Source organism: Xanthomonas axonopodis, assembly GCF_001304695.1.
Classification (GTDB): Bacteria; Pseudomonadota; Gammaproteobacteria; order Xanthomonadales; family Xanthomonadaceae; genus Xanthomonas; species Xanthomonas axonopodis.
The window spans coordinates 20,927-42,708 of sequence record NZ_JFAQ01000075.1 but is presented as its reverse complement, the minus strand read 5'-3'; the positions used below and the strand labels follow the sequence as shown (position 1 = coordinate 42,708).

Here is a 21,782-nt window from a genome sequence, read left to right as displayed (position 1 = left end):
GCTCGGAATCGGCATGTACCACTTGGACACTGCGGTTCTGAGCGCCGTCCACACCCGCCTGACGACTGCTCGCTACGTTTTGTTAGCCGCTCTAAATGCCTTCGCGATCCAGTTCCCCTGCCTGTTCATGACATCTGTTTTGGCTTGGGGAAACAAGCACCTGTGACCAGCAGCCTTTCGGTCTTCCACCCAGCCCCAAACCCTAGTGCCAACAGCTCCGGATGCAGCGGCACCGTGCGCAGACTCATTTCGGTCTTGACCTTTCTGGTGCTCGCCTTCATCCGAAATCCGGATGCAAAGGATGTTGTCCTTCTTGAACACATCGGCAACCCGGGGTGGCGTCACCGCGGAGTTGATCGAATAGGCGAATAACACGCTGGCTTCGTAGTACAGCAAGACCAGGGCGCTTTTATTGGGCTCTTCCATTGCACTTGCTCCAGAGACGCTCGACGGCGTCCTGATCAAGTCAGAGCAACCGCGTGCCAGCGGTCAGGACTTCTCGCTCAGACGTGCTCGCGCTGCTCTTGCGTCTTGGCGTACATGGCTTCCAGCGTGACCATGCCGGCAATGCGGGCGGCGGCCATGGCGCTGCGATGATCGGGAAAGGTCGACGACAGCGCAGCGTCTGCCAGGTTGGCGCCCCGCCCGATGCCGATCTGCGCGATATTCCAGCCGGCAACCCAGCCATGGGCCGGAGTATCGCCTTTTGCGGCATGACAGGTGAGCTGGTAATTGCCTAGAAAAATGACCAACGGACGCCCTTTTTGGTGACTGCTTGCCAGGATACCGCCCTGCCGCCACGGTCGGGGGCAATGTGCCGTCTGCCAGCTGACTCGGTAAGCGAAGTGGAGCTTAGGCACGCGGCTTGCATCGGACTCGACCAGACAATCATGCCGGGGAACGCGGTGTTGACCAAAAGAACCAAACGTCGCGCTGCCGGAGCCTTGGTGGTGGGCGGGCTGATCTTTGTCCTGATCGGCGTGGGCGGGTACGCAGCGTTCGCTGTCGGACGCCGGCTGGGTGACGCATACGCAGGAAGTGATTGCCAGCATCGACGAAATCCAGGCGGGCATGCTGTCGGCCGAATCGTCGGCGCGCGGCTATGTCTTGACCGACAACGAGGCCTTTTTGGGTGTGTATGCCGACGCGATCGGCCGTCTGCCCGAGCGCATCGTGCGGCTGGACGCCTTGGTGCAGGACAACCCGGTGCAGCGGCGCAATGTGGTCGTGCTGGACCGTTTGGTGGACGCGCGCCTGGTGCAGATCGACGAATTGCTGCATCGCTATCACACGCAAGGCCTGGATGGCGCGCGGGCTGCCATCGCGCGCGGGGTGTTCCAGACCTCTTCATCGCTGCGCCGCCAGGTGCAGACCATGACGGAGCTGGAGCGGCAGCAACTGGTCAGGCGCAACGCAGCCACCACCCGCAGCGCGCAGTGGGTGCTGTGGGTGACTGTGATCGGCACTGTCAGCGGCTTGTTGGTGATGCTGCTGGCCTACCGCTTGTTGTCGCGCGAGCTGGAACGGCGTACGCGTGCCGAAGACGACGCCAGCCGGACAAGCGAGCGCCTGATCGAGTCATTTGCCGCACTCGAACGCACCTCCGCTGGTCTGGAGGCGCTGGCACGCTACTCCGGGCTGCTGCAGAACTGCCGCGATGCCGAAGAAGCGCTGGAAATCACTGCACGCACGATTGCACCGCTGATTCCCGGTGCCGCCGGTGCGGTCTACCTGCTGCGCGCCTCGCGCGATCGTGCCGAACAGGTGGTCGCCTGGGGCGAGATGGCCGACGACGCCAGTGCCAGCATCGCACCGGACAACTGCTGGGCGCTGCGACGCGACCGCACCCATGTGGTGATGGACGCCAGCGCCGGCATGCTGTGCCAGCATGCCGGCGTCAACCTCCCGGCGAAGGCGGCCACGGCCTGCATTCCGCTATCGGCGCAGGGCACGCAGTTGGGAATGTTGGCATTGCGTAGCGAAGACCTGGGCGATCTGGCCTCGTTGACCGTGGCCGAGGCAGCAGCGGAACAACTCTCCCTGGCACTGCACAACCTGCGCTTGCGCGAGACGCTGCGCCAGCAATCGATCCGCGACCCGCTGACAGGTCTGTACAACCGCCGCTATCTGGAAGAAACCCTCAATCACGAATTGGCGCGCTGCACGCGTCGGGTGCTGCCGTTGTCGGTGTTGATGCTGGATGTGGATCACTTCAAGCGGTTCAACGACCTGCATGAGCACAGCGGCGGCGACCGCGTACTGGCGGCCATTGGCGAATTGTTGCTGGCGCACACGCGTGGCGAGGACATCTGTTGCCGGTACGGCGGCGAAGAATTGACGATCATCCTGCCCGAGGTGGATCTGCAAACCGCGTGCATGATGGCGGAGAAACTGCGCGCAGCCATCGAGGCCTTGCAGGTGATGGGCGATGGCGTCTGTCTGCCGAAGGTTACCGCCTCGTTCGGTGTAGCGAGCTTTCCCGATCACGCCGGCACCGTGGCGCAGTTGCTGCGGCGCGCGGACGAGGCGCTGTATCGTGCCAAACAGGGTGGCCGTAATCAGGTGGTGAGTGCGCACTTGCTCGCAACCGCGGCCTGAGTGCAGCCAGCCGGGTGTGCTTCTGTGGTCTGCTGCAGAGACTTGTGGTGCCCGGTCGGCGCTCAGATCCGCATCGCGCGCGCGCGTCGCGAACCCGGGTGCGAGCACCTGCACGAACATGCTCGGATCATTCGCCGCCGTGCGCGTTGCAGCGATAAACGCTCAGGCACATGGGCTCATGCAAAGACGAAGCCTCACCGACAGGCTTGATCCACGTCGTCGGTGGGGATCAGACTGCAGCGGCCAGCATGCGGTCGATACGGGTGCGCACATAGGCGGCATCGTCCTGTGCGGCGCTGCTCAGAATCGCTTCGGCACGCGCCTGAAAATCCAGGTAGTCGAAGTCGGCATCTTCATCTGCCGACAACTTGGGCAACTCTTCCTGCAACGCGTCCAGGCGCGTGGCCAGTTCTTCGCGGGTGGGCATGGCAGACTCCGACAACCAAAACGATACGTTTGCGGCACAGCCGTCAAGGATGTGCGAAGCCTTGCGCTGCAACGCTTCACTTTCCTACCCGTTGCGGCAATGAAGACACGCTCAACTTTTGACCGCACTCAGCCGATAATGATGCCGACTCCTACAGAACCTTGCCTGTGATCCTCCACCTGCGGCGGGATTTCCGACTCGGCATCGTCAAGATGCTCGGGCCAATCACCGCGCTGTTGCTTTGCCTCTATGCGGTGTACCTGGCCATGACCGGTCAGGCAGTTGCGTGTCTGATCACCGCGGCGCTGGGCGTGCTGGCGGTCTGGCGCGGCTGGCAGATGCGCAGTGCCGAAGGCACCGACGCCGGCGGCGTATGGCTGGCATCGATCAATGTCGGCGGGTGCCTGGTGGCCTGCTGGACCGGTGGCGACGTCGCCCTGCCCTGGCTGTTTCCGGTGCTGGCCACCAATTATCTCTTGTGCGGGCCGCGACGCGCGGTGTTGTTGAGCTTGCCGCTGCTGGCCGCCTTGTTATTCTTGCCCGGCCTGATCATCAGCCCAGGCCAGGGCGCGTCGACGATCGTGGTGACACTCGTAACGCTGGCGGTGGGCTACGCATTTTCGCTGCGGATGCAGGTCGACCGCGTGCACCTGGAGGAACTGGCCTCGCTGGATGCGCTGACCGGCTTGCCCAACCGCCGCATGCTGGAACGTGCGCTGACCCACCAGATCAATCAAAGCCAATCGCGCGACCGGCTCGACAGCCTGATCATCCTGGATCTGGATCACTTCAAGGAGGTCAACGATCTGTACGGGCATGCCGCCGGCGATGCGGCGCTCTCGGACCTGGCCACCATCCTGCGCTTCGAAGTACGCGAACCGCACCAGGTGTTCCGTTTTGGCGGCGAAGAATTCGTGGTGCTGCTGCGTGCTGGCTCGCTGGCCGAACTGGAAGCGGCCACCGAACGCTTGCGCAATGTGATACGCAACGGCTTGCGCGGACCCGGCGGGCGCATCACCGTCTCGCTGGGCGCGGCGCGCCATGACGGCGAAACGCATTGGCAGGACTGGTTTTCGCGTGCCGATGCAGCGCTGTATCTGGCCAAGAACGGCGGACGCGACAGCGTGCGGGTTGCCGAATAAGCGCCTGGCGGGGCATGCGCAGGCGTGCGTGTAGGCACAGCTACGTGGCAGATGGGTCGATCGCATTGATCACAATGCGATGGTGCTGACCAGGGCGCCGGTAGCGCGCTTGTCAGGCAAGGCGAGCGAACTGTCGGCGTCGCAGGCATGGCCGGTGTCGCCAGCCATTACCCGCACACGTTCGACCACCTCGTTTAGCGCTGACACTGCAGCCAGGACTGCGGGGCGACCCACTGGCCGCCCCGCCTGCATCGTTCAACGATTGACCACGGCCACCGGTGCCGCAGGCGCCTGGTCCTGCTTCCAGCCACCCAGCGCCTTGTACACGCCAACCACGCCCACATTCACCGCCACTTCGGCCTGCGCCAACGCATCATCGGCGGCCAGTTGGGTGCGCTGCGCATCCAGCAGCGTGAGGAAGTCTTCCGAGCCCTCGCGGTAACGGATCTGCGCCAGCTGCTCGGCACGCCGCGCGGCATTGGCCTGCTCCACCACGATGGCCAGACGCGCCTGCTGGCGGCCATAGCCGATCAACGCGTTTTCGGTGTCTTCCAGCGCCAGCAACACAGTTTGCCGATACTGCGCCAACGCGCCTTCGGCCTGTGCCTTGCTGGCGCGCAAGCGCGCACGCACGGTGCCGAAATCGAAGGCGGCCCAGCTGATCGACGGCGTCACCGACCAGGCCTTGGCATTGCCTTCGGTCAACCTGGCTGCATCGCCGGTCAGGAAGCCGACGAACCCGCTCACGCTGATGCGCGGAAACAGGTCGGCAGTGGCCACGCCCACTTGCGCGGTGGCTGCCGCCAGCCGGCGCTCGGCACCGCGCACATCCGGACGCTGACGCAGCAAGCCGGCGGTATCGCCCAGCGGCAGCGACCGCGCGAACGCCGGCATCGCGCGCGCGGCCAAGGTGGCATCCAACGCATCCGGTTGCTGGCCCAGCAACACCGCCAGACGATGGCGGTATTGCGCCTCGGCGGTTTCCAGCAACGGAATATCCGCTTCGATCGCCTTCAACCGCGCCAGGCTGCTCTGCACATCCAGCTCGCTGCCGCCCCCCAGATCCCAACGCGTCTGCGTCAGCTTCTGGGTGTCGCGCAGGTTGGTGAGCGTGCGCTTGGAGACATCCAGCCGCTTCTGGGTACCACGCAGTTCGAAATAATTACGCGCCACTTCGGCTGCAACGGTGACCTGCACGTCCTGCAGGTTGGCCTGCTCGGCATCCAGGTCGGCACGCACGGCCTCCGATGCACGCCGTTGACGGCCGAACAGGTCCAGCTCCCAGGCCGCATCCAGACCAAGCGTGGTCTGCTCGGTCAGAAAGCGCTGATTGCCGGCGATCACCTGCTGCTGTTCGCGACGATCGAAGCTGCCCTGCGCCGTGATATGCGGCGCCTGGTCCAGACGGCGCTCGACGAACACCGCGCGCGCCTGCTTGACGCGCGCCACCGCGATGCGCAGGTCGTGGTTGGCAAACAAGGCGTCGCGCACCAGTTGCTCCAGCACCGGGTCGTCGAACTGCGACCACCAGTTGCCCACCGGCGACTGCGCGCTGTATGCCGGGTCTTGCGCGCCTTGCAGCGTCACCGCCGCCGGCGGATCGGGGCGGTAATCCGGCCCGACCGCGCAACCGCTGAGCACCAATGCGGCCAGGGCCACGCTCAGGACATTCCTTACCATGGCAACACCTCTCCCAGATGCGTAAAGCTGCCGGTGGCGCCGTGCGCATCCAACAGCGCCATTTGCACGCTGCTGGCAGCACCCTGCTCCACATCGAGTTCCCCACCACCGTTCATGTCGGTCTTGACCGAGCCCGGATGCACGGCATTGACCTTGATGACGGTGTCGCGCAATTCGTGGGCCAGATGCACCGTCCAGCTGTTCAAGGCGCTCTTGGAGATGTTGTAAGCCGGAATCTTGAAATCGTAGATCGGCGAGCCGGGTTGGCTATGCAAGGTCAGCGAGCCGAGGAGGCTGGACACATTGACGATGCGCCCGGCCAGCGAGCGACGCAGCAGCGGCAGGAAGGCCTTGGTCACCTCGACGACGGCGAACAGGTTGGTGTCGAAGGTGCGCTTCCACACCTCCAGGCTCTGCTGCGACGGTGTGCGCTGCATGTCATCGACCATGATGCCGGCGTTGTTGATCAGGATGTCCAGATGGCCATGGCGCTGCTCCACCGTGCCCACGGCGGTAGCAATGCTGATGTCGTCGTTGACGTCGAGCTGGATGGCCTCCACCGGCAGGCCCTTCGGCCTGCAATTTCAGCGCGGCGGCCACGGCGTCGTCGCGCTTGCGGCCGGCCAGCAGCGTGTGCACGCCGGACTGTGCGAGTTGACGAACGGTTTCCAGGCCGATGCCGCGGGTAGCGCCGGTGACCAATGCGATCTTGGTGTTACTCATGTGTAAATCCTTCGAATGTATGTAGGGGGAAGTAACGCGCGCTTAGGCGTTGACGTGGGCGTGATCGTGCGCAACCGCGGGCGGTGTCGCGGGCCCGCGACGGGTCACCCACTTACGCAGCGCCACATAGAACAGCGGCGTCAGGAACAGGCCGAACAGGGTCACACCCAGCATGCCGGCGAACACCGTGATACCGGTGACCGAGCGCACTTCGGCGCCGGCACCATGGCCGAACACCAGCGGCACGGTGCCGGCGATGAAGGCGATGGAGGTCATCACGATCGGACGCAGACGCAGGCGGCAGGCTTCCAGTGCGGCTTCGACAATGCCCTTGCCGTGCATTTCCAGTTCGCGGGCGAACTCCACGATCAGGATCGCGTTCTTGCACGCCAGGCCCATCAACACCACCAGACCCACCTGCACGAACACATTGTTGTCACCACTGGTGAGCCACACACCGAACAACGCCGACAGCAAGGTCATCGGCACGATCAGGATCACTGCCAGCGGCAGGGTCCAGCTTTCGTACAGCGCAGCCAGTACCAGGAACGCCAGCAACACCGCCATCGGGAACACGATCAATGCCGAGTTGCCTTGCGTGGACTGCTGATAGCTCAGGTCGGTCCACTCGATGTTCATGCCGTTGGGCAGCACCTGCGGCGCCATGCCGGCCAGCTTCTGCATGGCTTCGGTGGACGACAGCACGTGCGGATCGGCCTCGCCGATGAGATCGGCAGCCGGGTAGCCGTTGTAGCGGATCACCGGGTCCGGGCCGTAGGTCTGGCCCAGCGTGACCATGCTGCCGATCGGCACCATGTCGCCGTTGGCATTGCGCGTACGCAGGTTGGCGATGTCTTCCACGCTATCGCGAAACTGTCCATCGGCCTGGGCGATCACCTGGTAGGTGCGACCGAAGCGATTGAAGTCGTTGATGTAGGACGAACCCAGGTAGGTCTGCAGCGTGTCGAACAGATTGGTCAGCGGCACGCCCTGCGCCTTGGCCTTGTCGCGGTCGACCTTGGCGTCGAGCTGCGGCACGTTGGCCTGGTAGGTACCGATCGGGAATTGCATGCCCGGCGTTTGCGAAATCGCACTGGACATCGCATTCACCGCACTCTGCAACTGGCCATAGCCCAGGCCGGCACGGTCCTGGATGTACAGCGAATAGCCCGAGCCCTGGCCCAAGCCCAGAATCGGCGGCGGCATGAAGGCGAACGCGAAGCCCTGCTGGATCTGGCTGATGCGTGCGTTGATTTCCGCATTGATCTGCGCGGCGGTGCGGCTGCGCTGACTGAACGGCTTGAGCGTCAGGAACACCGTGCCGGTATTGGGTGTATTGGTGAACTGCAGCGGGTTCAGGCCGGGGAACGCGATTGCATGATCCACACCGTCGGTCTGCAGCGCGATCTGGGTGATCTGGCGGATCACTTCATTGGTGCGCTCCAGCGACGATCCTTCCGGCAGTTTGGTACCGGCGATCAGATACAGCTTGTCCTGGGTCGGAATGAAGCCGCCCGGCACCAGCTTGAACATGAAACCGGTACCGACCAGCAGCAGCAGGTAGACCACGAACACCGCACCTCGCTTGCCCAGCGCACGCGACACCGCACCTTGGTACTTGTGCGAGCTGGTGTTGAAGAAACGGTTGAACGGGCGGAACAACCAGCCGAACAAGCGGTCGATCAACCGCGACGGACCGTCCTTGGGCGCGTCGTGCGACTTGAGCAGCATCGCTGCCAGCGCCGGCGACAAGGTCAGCGAATTGATCGCCGAAATCACCGTGGAAATGGCGATGGTCACCGCGAACTGCTTGTAGAACTGGCCGGTCACACCCAACAGGAACGCCATCGGCACGAACACCGCGCACAGCACCAACGCGATGGCGATGATCGGCCCGGACACTTCGCGCATGGCCTGATGCGCTGCCGCCAGCGGGCTCAAACCTTCTTCGATGTTGCGCTCGACGTTTTCCACCATCACGATCGCGTCATCGACCACGATGCCGATCGCCAGCACCAAGCCGAACAGGCTCAGGGTATTGATCGAAAAGCCCAGCAGGTACAACGCCGCGAACGTGCCGACCACCGACACCGGCACCGCCAGCAACGGAATGACCGAAGCGCGCCAGGTCTGCAGGAACAGGATCACCACCAGCACCACCAGCAGCACCGCTTCCAGCAGCGTGTGCACCACCGCGCTGATCGAATCGCGCACGAACACGGTCGGGTCGTACGCCGCCGACCACGCCATATCCTGCGGGAACTGTTTTTGCAGCTCGGCCATCTTGGCGCGCACCGCATCGGACAATTCGATCGCGTTGGCACCGGGCGACTGGAACACGCCCATCCCCACCGCGTTCTGATTATCCAGCTGCGAGCGCAAGGTGTAGTTGCCGGCACCCAGTTCCAGACGTGCCACATCGCTCAAGCGCACGATCTCGCCGTTATTGCCGCTGCGGATGACGATATTGCCGAACTCTTCTTCGGTGGTGAGGCGGCCCTGCGCATTGATCGAGAGCAGGAAATCGCTCTTGTTGGGCATGGGCTCGGCACCGAGCTGGCCGGCCGAGACCTGCACGTTCTGCTCGCGGATGGCGGCGACCACATCGCTGGCGGTGAGCCCGCGTGTGGCCACCTTATCCGGGTTCAACTAGATGCGCATGGCGTAGTCGCCGGCACCGAAGATCTGGATCTGGCCCACGCCCGGCAGTCGCGACAGCTCGTCTTTGACCTTCAAGGTGGCGTAGTTGCTCAGGTACAGCGAGTTGTACTTGCCCTTGGGCGAGGTCAGATGCACCACCATGGTCAGCATCGGCGATTGCTTCTGCGTGGTCACGCCCTGGCGGCGCACGTCTTCGGGCAGGCGCGCCTGCGCCTGGCTGACGCGATTTTGCACCTGCACCTGCGCCTGGTCAGGATCGGTGCCGGGCTTGAAGGTCACGGTGACCACCAGCACGCCGTCCGAGCCGGCCACCGACTTCATGTACATCATGTTTTCCACGCCATTGATGGCTTCTTCAAGCGGCGTGGCGACGGTTTCGGCGATGACCTTGGGGTTGGCGCCCGGATACACCGCGCGCACCTGCACGCTCGGCGGCACCACGTCGGGGTATTCGCTGATCGGCAGCAGCGGCATGGCAATCAGGCCGGCGGCGAAGATGATGATCGACAGCACCGCGGCAAAGATCGGCCGGTCGATGAAAAAACGGGAAAAGTCCATTGGGATGGTCCTGAAAGAGGTTGCCGCCGGGTGGCGGCGCGGCACAGCGGCCCCGGGCCGGCCTGATAACAAGGCCGGCAGTCATGAGCTGCAATGCAGCGATACAGCAGTACAGCCGTTGCAGGTGGTGCGCAGTCGCCAGGCAGGGGCGACGGCGCAACACGCGTGGCGATCGCTAGTTGGAAGCGGTGCGCTTGTCCGCCGCCGGCGCCATGGCCACGGTCTTGGCGTCCACCGGCATGCCGGGCATGAAGATCTTCTGCACGCCATTGACCACGACGCGGTCGCCGGCGGCCAGGCCGCTACGCACGATGCGCAGACCATCGGCACTGCGGCCGAGCTCCACATCGCGGCGCTGCGCCTTGCCGTCCTTGTCCACCACGTACACGTACTTGCGGTCCTGGTCGGTGAGCACGGCCTTTTCGTCGACCAGCATGGCCTTGAACTGGCCGCTGCCCAGCAACTGCACATGCGCATACAAGCCCGGCGTGAATTGCCGTTGCGCGTTATCCAGTACCGCGCGGACGCGGATGGTGCCGGTGCTGCGGGTCACCTGGTTGTCCAGGAAATCCACGCGCCCGGTATGCGGGAAGCCTTGCTCGCCGACCAACCCGATCCGCACCGGCAACTCGCCGCCACGTTCGTCCGGGCGCTCGCCGTTGCGTGCCATCTGCGAATTCGGTGGAGATGGCCTGCTGCTCGGACAGTTTGCGTGCACGTGTGGCTTCGCTACGCGCCAGCGTGGCCTGGGTGCGGGCACGCACCAGCGAAGCGTTGGCACGCGCGAACTCGGCGCGGTAGCTACGCTCGTCGATGGTGAAGAGCACATCGCCCTTCTTCACTTCCGCACCTTCGGTGTAGTTGACCTTGTCGATATAGCCGGACACGCGCGGGCGCAGTTCGACGCTTTCCACCGGCTCGATGCGGCCGCTGAATTCGTCCCACTGGCTGATCTGCTTCATCAACACCGGCGCGACGCTGACGCTGGGCGGCGGCGGTGCGCCGGTCTCGGCGGCCTTGCTGCCGCAGCCGGCAAGCACAACCGCAAGCACGGTGCCCACCAATACGGTACGCAAGGGAAAACGGAACGGGGTGGCGTTCGGGGTCATGGGGAAATCTCTCGGGTGGGGATGGGAAACTGCAGACCGGCCAGCCGGCTCGCCGACGGTGCAGCTGGCGGGCGACGACTCACGGTCACGACGGCTTGTCCGGGCTGACCAGGTCCGGCAATCAGGGAAACAGCGGCGCGGCCGACGTCCACGGCACGGATCCATTCCGGACAGGCATCCTTGGCGCGACCGGGCGTGCAGACCGGCTGCTCGACCGAGAGCAACTGCACGCGGACGCCCAACGGCTTGGCCTCCTCGTGCAACACCTGGGCAAGCATGCGGGTGGCGGAGGCCGCAACCGACTGATCGCCATGCGCCGACCAGGCACGCAGCGCGCACGGGCTGCCGAGCAGCAGATAGCGGCCGCCGCCGTCGGCTTCGGCCAGCAGCGGCAGCAGGTGGCGGGCGGCCGCCAGATGCGGCAGCACGTCGCGCTCCAGGCGACGACGCAGGGCGGCCACCGGCCGATCCAGCAGCCGCCCGGCCTTCGGCGGGCTGCCCAGGCTGGCGATCACCGCGCCCAGCGGTCGGTGCCGCTGGGCCAGTTCGGTGGCCAGACGCTGCGCAGACGCATCGTCGGCCACAGATCCCTGCACGATATCCAGCAGCGGCGATTGACCATGCTGGGCACGCAGTGCGTCCAGCCTGGCGGCGTCGCGCCCAATCACCACGGTTGGCATGCCGGCGTCGAGCAACGCGGCGACGATACCCATGCCCACGTTGCCCGCGCCGCCAATGACGGCCGTCTCGGTTTGAACCATCCCGCTCATGGGATTTTCGCTGCCAAGATCGGGACAATTCCGCGCTGTGCCCAGCGCGTCTGCAGTCCAGTTCGCTGCGCAGGCGCGCCGCCTGCCTGCCGCCGTGGCGAGCTGGAGAATTCGCGCAAGGTACTGTTGCGAAGCCGATTTTCCGCAAAAACGACCGGATCGAAGGCGTTTTCGATCGCACTATGCTTACTGGAGGACACGCCGAAAACATTGCACAACCACATGGCCGTGCTCCTGCATGGAGGGGATGCCGCATAAATTAGGCTGCAAAGCAGCACTTGATTAGTCCGGATTTAGGGGAATAATCGTCCCGCAAACGGTCTAATCCCTCCTGACCCCCGGAAGGCATCCCATGACTCACGATCTCAACGACACCTTGATCTTCGTCAAGGTGGTCGAACAAGGCAGCTTCATCGCCGCCGCCAATGCGCTTGGCCTGCCCAAGACCACCGTCAGCCGCAAGGTGCAGGAATTGGAAACCCGGCTGGGTGTGCGCCTATTGCATCGAACCACGCGCCGCATCGGCCTGACCGAAGCCGGCTCGGTGTACCACGAACATTGCCAGCGCATCGCGCGCGAATTGGAAGAAGCCGAAAGCGCAGTGGGGCAACTGCAATCCGGCCCGCGTGGCTGGTTGCGTTTTACCGTGCCCTATTCGCTGGGCATTACCTGGATCGCGCCGTTGCTGGGCGAATTCCACGCGCAATATCCGGAAATCCAGCTGGACATGCATCTGGGCAACGAAAAGCTGGACCTGATCGGTGGCGAAGCCGATCTGGCATTGCGCGTCGGCGCGCTGCCCGATTCCAACCTGGTGGCGCGCAAGCTCGGCAGCTTGCGCACCCAGGTGTTCGCCAGCCCGTCCTACATCGAACGCTATGGCGAGCCGCTGCATCCGGACGAATTGCAGTTCCATCGCACGCTTGCCTTGCGCAAGAACCGCAATGTGCACAACAACCGCTTTTTCTGGTCGCTCAGCGACGGCAGCGATGTACGTGATTTCCCGGTCAATCCGCTGATGGTGGCCAACGATCCGGCTGCGCTCAACGGTGCAGTGTTGTGCGGCGAAGGCCTGCTGCTGACTGGCGATGTGATGGCCAAACCGTTCGTGCAATCGGGCCTGGTGCGCCGCGTGCTGGCCGGTTGGACCGGGCCCAAGGTGGACTTCAACGCGGTGTTCGCCGGCGGCCGCCTGGTGTCGCCGAAAGTGCGGGCGTTCGTGGACTTTTTGGTGACGCGCATGAACTTCGATGCCGATTACATGATGGCGCAGTGCCCTGCCCGTCTGGCCGCACAAAAGGCCGACAACGATGCGAAGGTCGAAGTGGGCGCAGAGGCGGAGTTGCGCGCCGAAGGCAAGCGCATTCTGGAAAACGTCACGGCATAGTGCCGAATCGAATGCGCCGACGGTGGACGCCGTCTGGCGCAGGCCGGAACTTCATCGATGCAGCGCAGTGCATGCATCTTTGGCTCCACCATCGCGTGCAGTCGAAGCCAGCTCGGTGCTTTGCAGATGATCACTGCACTGAGTGACGGGTTGGGAAGATGGGAGGCGTCAGCCGTCGTGTCGTTGGCTGTGATCGTCTGATGCGCGCAAAGCCGATTTGGCGGGCGTGCGGTGCCCGCGCCGCTCGCGGGACACGCCGTAAACCCATCCATGGGGGCTCGATGGCGGCATCCATGCCGCCGACGGTCCCGCAAGTGGCGAGGACTCCGCACCAGACAGTTGGCTGGTGGCTCGAGAGAGAACGCGTCATACGGAAAGGATTCGGCCTCTGCTTGGGCGCTACCATCTGGCCACCCTCGTCACGTCGCAGCGAACGTCGTCTGTCGCCTGCACTGACACACCAACCGTCTCGACTGGTCCTTGCCCGCTCACCGTCGCGGGACCCTTGGCAGCATGGATGCCGCCAAGGAGCGTACAGGTACGTACTTGCAGCGTTTCCGGCGATGGTGGGCGGGCAAGGACCCTGCACCAAAAGGACCCTGCACCAACACTCAGAGTTGCGGCTTTGAAGTTTTACAGTTCCGCAGACGTGCCAGCCGATGAAGTGAGAACGGTTGGGACTTCAAACCGCACAGACCAGCCGCTATATACCAAAGCGGTTGGGTTAGCTGTTCTTGATCACACATCATGCAGCACTAAAAAAAAAACAGGCCGCTTTCGCGGCCCGTTTTCAGCACATCCAATACACCGCAGATTAGAGTGGCTAACAAAACGTAGCGAGCGGTCGTCAGGTGGGCGTGGACGGCGCACAGGAACCGGAGTGTACGAGGGGTACATGAGGATTCCGAGCACCGGCCGCGCCCGCCTGGCGGCTGCGCAGTAGTTTTGTTAGCCGCTCTTAGTCATCCGACTCACCACGGGTTACTGCATCACACTCAGCGCATGCCGCTGTTGCTGGCAGCGCCTTCTGCACGCAAGGGAATCAGGCGGATTTCGACGCGACGGTTCTTGGCGCGGCCGGCATCGGTGGTGTTGTCGGCAATCGGATAACGCTTGCCCGCACCCATAGTTTCCATGCGCTCGCGCTGCACACCTTGCGCGGTCAAATACTGCGCAACTGCGCTGGCGCGCTCTTCGGACAGGCGCTGATTGGCCGCATCGCTACCGACGCTATCGGTATGCCCAACCACTTCCACCATGGTCTGGTTGTACTCGCGCAGGGTGGAGGCCACGCCGTTGAGCGCGGTGTAGAACTGCGGTTTCAAGGCCGACTTGCCGAAGTCGAAAGTGATGCCGTCGGGCAAGTTCAGGCTGATGTTGTCGCCCTGGCGCTGCACCTCGATACCGGTATTGGCGGTGCGCTCACGGAGTGCGCGCTCCTGGCGATCCTGGTACTGGCCGATCGCCGCACCGCTCAGTGCACCGATACCGGCACCGACCATTGCGTGCTGACGACGCTCCGTGGCGCTGTCGCCGCTGAGCAGGCCTGCAGCCACACCGATAGCGGTACCGATCAACGCATTGCGACCGGTGCGGTTCTGCTGTTGCGTCTGCTCGCCGTATTGGTCGCGCTGCACATACGAGCCGCCGGTGGCGCAAGCGGACAACGCAACGGCGCTGGCCAGTGCAACGGCAAGACTCTTGGTGGCTGCTGGGGACATGGTGTTCTCCTATGGCCGGACCATCCGGCGCTCAATCATGTGCGCGAGGATAAACAGATCCACGCGACTGGCGCATGATGAAAACCGCGGCAACCCGTGTGTAATGGGCATGCCATTCAGGAAAACGTTTTCGGCGATGACACGTACACGCGTGTCGCCGCATTCACCAGTGCGTGCCAGCAAACAGCACGCGTTCCATGCTCTCTACTCAATCATCAGACAGCACGGCATGCAACGTGGAAACAGGCGCACGCGCATCGACAAGCCGCGACTAGGCGCGCGATTTCGCATACGCGGCCAACGCCGCATCGCGGCCCTCGGCCAAGCCAATGATCGGGGCGCGCGGATACTCCGGTGCAAAGCGTGCCAGCGACAATGGATGCAACCACGGCGCGAAGCGTTCCTTCACCGCAAGCTTGGCGAGCTCAGGTACCCAGCGCGTGATGTATGTCGCGTGCGGATCGAATTTTTCTGCCTGCGTCACCGGATTGAAGACGCGGAAATACGGCGCCGCATCGGCGCCGGTGCCCGCCACCCACTGCCAGCCCAGTGTGTTGTTGGCCAGGTCCGCATCGACCAGGGTGTCCCAGAACCAGCGCGCGCCTTCGATCCAGTGGATGCGCAGATGCTTGCACAAAAAACTGGCGACGATCATGCGTACGCGGTTGTGCATCCAGCCGGTATGCCAGAGCTGACGCATGCCTGCATCGACGATGGGAATGCCGGTGCGACCGCGCTGCCAGGCCTGCAATGCCACCGGGTCGACCGTTGCCCAATCGAATCCTGCAAAGCGCGGATTGAGATTCTGGTTGGTGGTGTCCGGGAAGTGATGCAGCAAGTGATACGCAAAGTCGCGCCAGCCCAGCTGCCTGATATAGCCATCGATTTCCGCGCCATTGCGCGCAGTGCGCTGCGCCTCCAGCGCGCTGGCGATCCGCCACGGAGCAATCTCGCCGAAGTGCAGATGCGGCGACAGTTGCGAGGTGCCGACACGGTCGGGGCGATCGCGGTTTTCGCGATATCCAGACAACGCGCCGTCGATAAAGATCTCCAGCATTTCGTGCGCGCCGGCTTCGCCGGGCTGCCAGTGCTCCCAGAAGCCTTGGTCCCACTGCAAGCCCGGCACCAACTGCAGCGTGTCCAGCGCATCGGTCTTCAAGCTTGGAGGCAGCGGCGGCAGGCGACGTGGCGCAACCATCGCGGTTGGCAATTGCAGCTGCGTCAGCGCATTGCGCCAAAACGGGGTAAACACCTTGTATGGGCCGCCCTGCTGCGTGGACAACTGCCACGGTTCGAACAGCAGTGCGGCATTCCAGCTCTGCACCTCAATGCCGCGCTCGCGCAAATCGCGCTTGATCTGTGCGTCGCGCGGCTGCGTGGCCGGCTCGTATTTGCGGTTCCAGTACACCGCCACCGCGCCGGTCTGCGCGATCACCTTATCCAGCACCTGCGCGCTGCTGCCAGCGCGAATGACCAGACCGCTGCCGAGCTCGCGCAAGGCGCCATCCAGTGCTGCAAGCGAGCGATGGCGCCAGGTGCGCGATGCGGCGCCAAGCGTCCATTCGCCCTCTTCGTGCGGCGCATCGATGTACAACGGAATCGGGTGATGCCCCGCATCGAGTGCCGCGCGCAAGGCCGGGTTGTCTTGCAGACGCAGATCGCGACGGAACCAGACGATGGCGTATGACATACGAACTCGGCAGCGAACGATGATGCTGCGCAGCATAAGCCAGCGGGTGCAACGATGGCGCGATGCCGGGCGCCGGATGACCGCCCGGCCGATCTGCCGCAGCGCTTACTCGAAACTGCCCACCGAGTCGTGCGCCAGGTTGTCGAAGCGGGTGTATTCGCCGAAGAACTTGAGCTTGCACGAGCCGGTCGGTCCGCCGCGGTGCTTGCCGATGATGATTTCGGCCAGGCCCTTGTCCGGGGAATTTTCCTTGTTGTAGTAATCGTCGCGGTAGATGAAGACGATCATGTCTGCGTCCTGCTCGATTGCGCCCGACTCGCGCAAGTCCGCCATCACCGGGCGCTTGTCGGTGCGGGTTTCCAACGAGCGGTTGAGCTGCGACAACGCAATCACCGGCACGTTGAGTTCCTTGGCCAGGCCTTTCAGCGAGCGCGAGATTTCCGAAATTTCGGTCGCGCGGTTTTCGCTGTTGCCCGGCACCGACATCAGCTGCAGGTAGTCGATGACGATCAGGCCCAGGTCGTGCTCACGCTTGAGCCGGCGGCACTTGGAACGCAGCACTTCCGGCGACACGCCCGGGGTGTCGTCGATAAAGATCTTGGTTTCCTTGAGCATCTTGATCGCGCCGGTCACGCGCGCCCAATCCTCGTCTTCCAGCGCACCGGTCCGCAGGCGCTGCGCATTGATGCGGCCATTGGAGGAGATCAGGCGCATCGCCAACTGCGAGGCCGACATTTCCATCGAAAACACCGCCACGCCCTTCTTGGACTTGATCGCCGCATATTCGGCGATGTTCAGCGCAAAGGTGGTCTTGCCCATCGCCGGACGCGCCGCCAGAACGATCAGGTCGGTCGGCTGCAGACCGGCGGTCATCGCATCGAAATCGGTGTAGCCGGTCGGCAGGCCGGTGATGTTGCCGCCGTTTTCGAAGCGGTTGCGCAGCTCTTCGAACGCATCCTTCAATGCCCCGGGCATCGCCACGAAATCGGTTCGCCCGCGCGCGCCGGCTTCGGCGATCTTGAACACGGCTTTTTCGGCCGAGGACAGCAACTCGACGCTGTCGCGCCCTTCCGGCTGAAAGCCGTCGTTGACGATGGTGGTGCCCACTTCGATCAACTGCCGCAGCACCGCCTTGTCGCGCACGATTTCCGCATACGCGGCGATGTTGGCCGCCGACGGCGTTGTGCTGGCCAGCTCGATCAGGTACGCGCCATCGCCCACCTGCTCCAGCTTGCCTTGCGACTCGAACCACTCGCCCAGGGTCACTGCATCGAACGGGCGGTCTTTCTCGTTCAGCTCGCGAATCGCGCGGTAGATCAGCCGATGGTCGCGTCGGTAAAAGTCGTTTTCGGTGAGCTGGTCGTTGACCCGGTCGAACGCATCCGGCGCCAGCATCAAGCCACCCAGCACAGCCTGCTCGGCCTCGACCGAATGCGGCGGTACCCGCAGCTGGTCCAGACGCGGCTCGGGACGATCGTAATCGTCGTCGTCGCGATCGCGACTGCGCTTGGAACGGAAACCAGGACGAGCGGACATGGACAAACAAACCTGACACGGGCAGACGAGGGCAGGAAGCATAGTCATCGGCGCGGCCGGCGACCATGCACAACTCTGTGGATAACTGGTGGATAGCTGGTGCATGCGCGTTTTACGCGCCGGCCGTCGCAGATGCCGAGACCCTTGCACCGCTTGGGTTTCCGCCCTCCCCCAGGACCCGGCGGGGCGCCGCACCAATGCGCGGCGCCACTGTGGTCAACTCAGCGCTTGAGGTGCCCGATCAGGCCCAGGAACTGGTCAATGAAGCCCTGCAGGAACTTGCGGCTGTCGGCATTGGCGATCTGGTCGTCCGGCCCGAACAGGTCGTCCTTGTATTGCAGGAACACTTCCGGCTGGCCGAGCACGTGCATATCCAGATACGCCAACACGTTGCGAAGGTGCTGCTGCGCGGTGGCAGTGCCGATCGCGCCGACCGAGATACCCACCACCGCCGCCGGCTTGCCGGCAAACGCGCTATCACCGTAGGGACGCGAGCCAGTGTCGATGGCGTTCTTGAGCACGCCGGGAATGGAGCGGTTGTATTCGGGAGTGACGAACAGCACCGCATCGGCAGCACGGATCTGCTGCTTCAGGCGCGTGCCTTCGGCGGGATAATCGCCGTCGCGGTCCTGGTTGTACAACGGGATATCGCCGATCTCCAGGTACTCGAACACGGCCTTGTCGCCGGCCAGATGCTCCAGCGCGCGCGCCAGTTGGCGGTTATACGACTCTGCGCGCAGGCTGCCGACCAGCACGGCAATGGTGAGCTTGCTCATGGGGAATGCTCCGTGGAAACAGGGCCCCACCCTACCCAGCCGGATGCTCAGGGCTGGTGAAACGCCGCCAACATCTGCGGCGCAAGCGGCGGTGCATACATGCAAACACGGCAACGTTCATAGGTGGTTTCGCCCACGCCGACCCGTATGCACACCACGACGCCCGGCGTCAGCGTACCAGGGCCGCGCGCTGTTCGCGCCAGTGTGCCTGCCAGGCCTGGAACATCAGCACCGTCCAGAGATGCGTATGCCATTTGCGCTCGCCACCGTTGAAGTCGCGCCACAGGCGGGCCACGCTGTCGGCGGCGAACACGCCCTCGCGCTGCAGGGCGCCGTGCGCCAGCAGATCGTCCGCCCAGCCGTGCAGATCGCCGCGCAGCCATGCGCTGACCGGTGCACCGAAGCCGCGCTTGCCGCGATACACCATTGCGTCCGGCAGGTAGCGGCACAGCACACGCTTGAGCAGATACTTGCTCACTCCATCGCGATATTTCAGCGACAGCGGCAGCGACCAGGCGAATTCGGCCACGCGCCAATCCAGCAGGGGCGCACGCGCTTCCAGCCCCACCGCCATGGTGGTGCGATCCACCTTGCACAGCAGATCGTCCGGCAGGTAGGCGGCAAAATCGGCCAGCATCATCGCGTCGGCCGGCGTACCGGACCCATGCAGTGGGTCGGCCAGGCTGTAGAAACTGTCGGGTTCGGTGGCGCCCAGCACCACCGCGGCCGGATCGCGCCAGCGCGAAATGCGGTTGCGGTAGATGTCGCCGATGCCGCGTGCGCCGGCCTCGGCCACCAGCGCAGCGAGCCCGCCGGTGCGCGAGGATTCGCCATTGCGACGTGCCGCCGATGCCATCAGGCGACGCAGCGGGCCAGGCACCAGGCCATGCATGCGCCAATTGCGCAGTGCACGCTGATACCGCCCATAGCCGAAGAACAATTCGTCGCCACCATCGCCGGACAGCGCCACCGTGACCCCGCCGCGCGCAAGCCGTGCGACCAACGCCGTCGGCACTTGCGACGCATCGGCAAAGGGTTCGTCGAACATGTCCGGAAGGTTCGGCACCACCGCCAGCGCATCGGCGCCGCTGACAGAGAGTTCGGTGTGGTCGGTGCGCAGATGCGTGGCCACTTCGCGCGCCAGCGGCGCTTCGTCGTGATGCGAGCCTTCGAAGCCGATGCTGAAGGTATGCACCGGCTGCGCGCTCTGCGCCTGCATCATCGCAGTGACGATGGACGAGTCGGTGCCGCCGGAGAGAAACACACCCACCGGCACATCGGCCACCATGCGCAAGGCCACCGCATCGCGCAGCACGCCATCCAACTGCTCTTCGGCCTGCGCGTCGGTACCGGTGAACGGTGTCGCCAGCGCGCGTTGCATCGCCTCGCGCGCGTTCCAGAACGGTTGTTGCGCCTGATCGGGCCGATGCGCGGCCGCGCCGGCTGCCACGGCGTGCGCATCCATGCGTAGCACCCGGCCGGGCATCAGCTTGAAGGTGTGCTCGTGGATGCAGGCCGGCGCCGGGATATAGCCCAGCCGCAGCAGCAGCGTGAGCGCATCGCGATCCACGCCGTTGTCGAAGTCCGGATGCTGCCACAAGGCCTTGAGTTCGGAACCGAACACCAAGGTGTCGCCGGCCCACCCGTAGTAGAGCGGCTTCTTGCCAACGCGGTCGCGGGCCAGGAACAGGCAGTTGTCGCGCTCGTCCCACAAGGCAATGGCGAACATGCCGTTACAGCGGGTCAACGTCTCGTCCAGACCCCACTCCACCACTGCCGCCAGCAGCACTTCGGTATCGGAGTGGCCGCGGAAGCGATGCCCCAGCGCGGACAGTGCAGCGCGCAGCTGCGCGAAGTTATAGACCTCGCCGTTGTAGGCCAGCACGTAGCGGCCATCGGCCGAGCGCATTGGCTGATGGCCGAGCGGCGACAGATCCAGAATGCTCAAGCGTTGATGCGCCAGTGCGACGCCGGCCTGCGCATCGCACCAGGTACCGGCATCGTCGGGGCCGCGGTGGCGCAAGGCGGCCCCCATCGGCCGCACCAGCGCATCGAGCTGTTCGCCATGCAGGCGCGGCGAAGCCAGCAACAGTCCTGCCAATCCGCACATCGTCAGCGCTCCTGCCGGCCGGCCACGGGTAACCGGGCGACGCCGACACGCGTGACTCTTTTCAGCCGCCCGAGCAGGCGCACGGCAAATACCGATGCCGATGCCGATGCCGATGCCGGAGAGTAAAGGCAGCTGTCCGCCAAGCACACAGTCCTGAAGCAGCAAGCCGCGTGCAGATCGCGCAGACGGCTCATGCCGTCACCGACGCAGCGGCCGGCATCGGCACGAAGCGGGGCAGCGCCTGGACGCGCTGCAACCATTCGCAAATCGCCGGCGAGCGTTCCAGATCGAAACCGCCGTCTTCGGCGCAGTGGGTGTAGGCAAACAGGGCGATATCGGCGATGCCGTAGTCGCTACCGGTGAACCAGGCGTGCTGCTGCAGATGCTGCTCCATCACCGCCAGCGCCTGCTCGCCGCGTGCGCGCAGCTGTGGCAACTCGGCGCGGCGCGCGGCGGCGCGCGGCGTCCACAGGCTGATGAACCGCGCCACCCCCACATAGGGCTCATGGCTGTATTGCTCGAAGAACATCCAGCTCAATGCCTGCGCCCGCTGCCACGCATCGGTGGGCAAATACGGGGTGCCTTCGGCCAGCCAGAACAGGATCGCGTTGGATTCGGTCAACACGCGGCCATCGTCGCGCTCGACCATCGGCACCTTGCCGTTGGGGTTCTTGGCCAGATACGCGGGCGTGCGGGTCTGCCCGGCCACGCTGTCCACCTCAACCCAGTGATAGCGGCTGCCCAACTGTTCAAGCAGCAGGCGCACCTTGTAGCAATTGCCGGAACTGGATATGCCATGGACGGTCAACGGGGGACGCACGGTCGACATTTGGCTGGCTCCGCGGCAGCAACGAGGGGAGTGGCAGTGTCACAGCCCCGCGTGCCTTTGCAAAG

Annotated in this window: 13 protein-coding genes, 2 other RNA genes and 7 pseudogenes; 4 read left to right on the top strand and 18 right to left on the bottom strand. The window is 64.3% G+C overall.

Translation table 11 applies throughout. From position 1 onward, the window contains the following. Window positions 1-13: 13 nt before the first annotated feature. A non-coding RNA gene (locus XAXN_RS20970) (sX9 sRNA) lies at window positions 14-88 on the top strand. A gap of 5 nt (window positions 89-93) precedes the next feature. Here the strand turns inward: XAXN_RS20970 and XAXN_RS23020 are convergent. After that, window positions 94-330 (bottom strand): annotated as a pseudogene (locus tag XAXN_RS23020) (site-specific integrase); the annotation flags it as partial. A gap of 173 nt (window positions 331-503) precedes the next feature. Beyond that, window positions 504-752, bottom strand: coding sequence for a hypothetical protein (locus tag XAXN_RS08080; protein ID WP_054319164.1), 249 nt, complete (start codon window positions 750-752; stop codon window positions 504-506). A 138-nt stretch (window positions 753-890) separates the two neighbouring features. Between XAXN_RS08080 and XAXN_RS08075 the strand changes: the two are divergent. Next, window positions 891-2,598 (top strand): annotated as a pseudogene (locus tag XAXN_RS08075) (sensor domain-containing diguanylate cyclase). A 194-nt stretch (window positions 2,599-2,792) separates the two neighbouring features. On the opposite strand, the pseudogene XAXN_RS08070 reads toward XAXN_RS08075, so the two are convergent. Next, window positions 2,793-3,097 (bottom strand): annotated as a pseudogene (locus tag XAXN_RS08070) (hypothetical protein). 95 nt (window positions 3,098-3,192) lie between these two features. Here XAXN_RS08070 and XAXN_RS08065 point away from each other — a divergent pair. Then, window positions 3,193-4,167 carry a GGDEF domain-containing protein gene (locus XAXN_RS08065; protein WP_054319163.1) on the top strand — a complete coding sequence of 325 codons (975 nt, stop codon included), beginning with the start codon at window positions 3,193-3,195 and terminating at the stop codon, window positions 4,165-4,167. A 69-nt stretch (window positions 4,168-4,236) separates the two neighbouring features. Here XAXN_RS08065 and XAXN_RS22435 read toward each other — a convergent pair whose 3' ends face one another. From XAXN_RS22435 to XAXN_RS08035, 7 genes and pseudogenes are all read right to left on the bottom strand, one after another. After that, a complete protein-coding gene (locus XAXN_RS22435; RefSeq protein ID WP_164514250.1) occupies window positions 4,237-4,374 on the bottom strand; it encodes a hypothetical protein in 138 nt (45 codons plus the stop codon). A gap of 48 nt (window positions 4,375-4,422) precedes the next feature. Next, entirely contained in the window at window positions 4,423-5,847 is a 1,425-nt protein-coding gene (locus XAXN_RS08060) for an efflux transporter outer membrane subunit (protein ID WP_054319162.1), read from the bottom strand. Then, window positions 5,841-6,570, bottom strand: a pseudogene (locus XAXN_RS08055) (SDR family oxidoreductase). Before XAXN_RS08055 ends, XAXN_RS08060 begins: the two are co-directional and overlap by 7 nt. A gap of 42 nt (window positions 6,571-6,612) precedes the next feature. Then, window positions 6,613-9,789: pseudogene (locus XAXN_RS08050) on the bottom strand (efflux RND transporter permease subunit). A gap of 175 nt (window positions 9,790-9,964) precedes the next feature. After that, window positions 9,965-10,898: pseudogene (locus tag XAXN_RS08045) on the bottom strand (efflux RND transporter periplasmic adaptor subunit). Continuing rightward, window positions 10,895-11,668 carry an SDR family NAD(P)-dependent oxidoreductase gene (locus XAXN_RS08040; protein WP_054319161.1) on the bottom strand — a complete coding sequence of 258 codons (774 nt, stop codon included), beginning with the start codon at window positions 11,666-11,668 and terminating at the stop codon, window positions 10,895-10,897. Before XAXN_RS08040 ends, XAXN_RS08045 begins: the two are co-directional and overlap by 4 nt. Beyond that, a complete protein-coding gene (locus XAXN_RS08035; protein WP_054319160.1) occupies window positions 11,665-11,892 on the bottom strand; it encodes a hypothetical protein in 228 nt (75 codons plus the stop codon). The genes XAXN_RS08040 and XAXN_RS08035 overlap by 4 nt, the downstream gene beginning before the upstream one ends. 128 nt (window positions 11,893-12,020) lie before the next feature. Between XAXN_RS08035 and XAXN_RS08030 the strand changes: the two genes are divergently transcribed. Next, the gene (locus XAXN_RS08030; RefSeq protein ID WP_054319159.1) at window positions 12,021-13,055 is read left to right on the top strand and encodes an XC_2801 family transcriptional regulator; all 1,035 of its coding nucleotides are present in this window, start codon (window positions 12,021-12,023) and stop codon (window positions 13,053-13,055) included. Window positions 13,056-13,223: 168 nt separating this feature from the next. Here the strand turns inward: XAXN_RS08030 and XAXN_RS23015 are convergent. The 8 genes and pseudogenes from XAXN_RS23015 to XAXN_RS08000 all read right to left on the bottom strand — a co-directional run. Next, window positions 13,224-13,404, bottom strand: a pseudogene (locus tag XAXN_RS23015) (hypothetical protein); the annotation flags it as partial. A 472-nt stretch (window positions 13,405-13,876) separates the two neighbouring features. After that, a non-coding RNA gene (locus tag XAXN_RS20965) (sX9 sRNA) lies at window positions 13,877-13,952 on the bottom strand. Window positions 13,953-14,050: 98 nt separating this feature from the next. Further along, window positions 14,051-14,776 carry a YiaD family glycine zipper/OmpA-like lipoprotein gene (locus XAXN_RS08025; RefSeq protein WP_054319158.1) on the bottom strand — a complete coding sequence of 242 codons (726 nt, stop codon included), beginning with the start codon at window positions 14,774-14,776 and terminating at the stop codon, window positions 14,051-14,053. A gap of 271 nt (window positions 14,777-15,047) precedes the next feature. Beyond that, entirely contained in the window at window positions 15,048-16,466 is a 1,419-nt protein-coding gene (locus XAXN_RS08020) for a cryptochrome/photolyase family protein (protein WP_054319157.1), read from the bottom strand. 105 nt (window positions 16,467-16,571) lie between these two features. Further along, on the bottom strand, window positions 16,572-18,002 hold the full coding sequence (locus XAXN_RS08015) for a replicative DNA helicase (protein ID WP_054319156.1): 1,431 nt from the start codon (window positions 18,000-18,002) through the stop codon (window positions 16,572-16,574). Window positions 18,003-18,223: 221 nt separating this feature from the next. Continuing rightward, the gene (locus tag XAXN_RS08010) at window positions 18,224-18,778 is read right to left on the bottom strand and encodes an NADPH-dependent FMN reductase (protein ID WP_054319155.1); all 555 of its coding nucleotides are present in this window, start codon (window positions 18,776-18,778) and stop codon (window positions 18,224-18,226) included. A gap of 169 nt (window positions 18,779-18,947) precedes the next feature. Then, window positions 18,948-20,888: an asparagine synthase (glutamine-hydrolyzing) gene (gene asnB / locus XAXN_RS08005; RefSeq protein WP_042821829.1), complete on the bottom strand. Its 1,941-nt coding sequence runs from the start codon at window positions 20,886-20,888 to the stop codon at window positions 18,948-18,950. 190 nt (window positions 20,889-21,078) lie between these two features. Further along, window positions 21,079-21,717 (bottom strand): glutathione S-transferase family protein, encoded by a 639-nt coding sequence (locus tag XAXN_RS08000; RefSeq protein ID WP_054319154.1) that lies wholly within the window; start codon window positions 21,715-21,717, stop codon window positions 21,079-21,081. Between the last annotated feature and the right edge of the window lie 65 nt (window positions 21,718-21,782).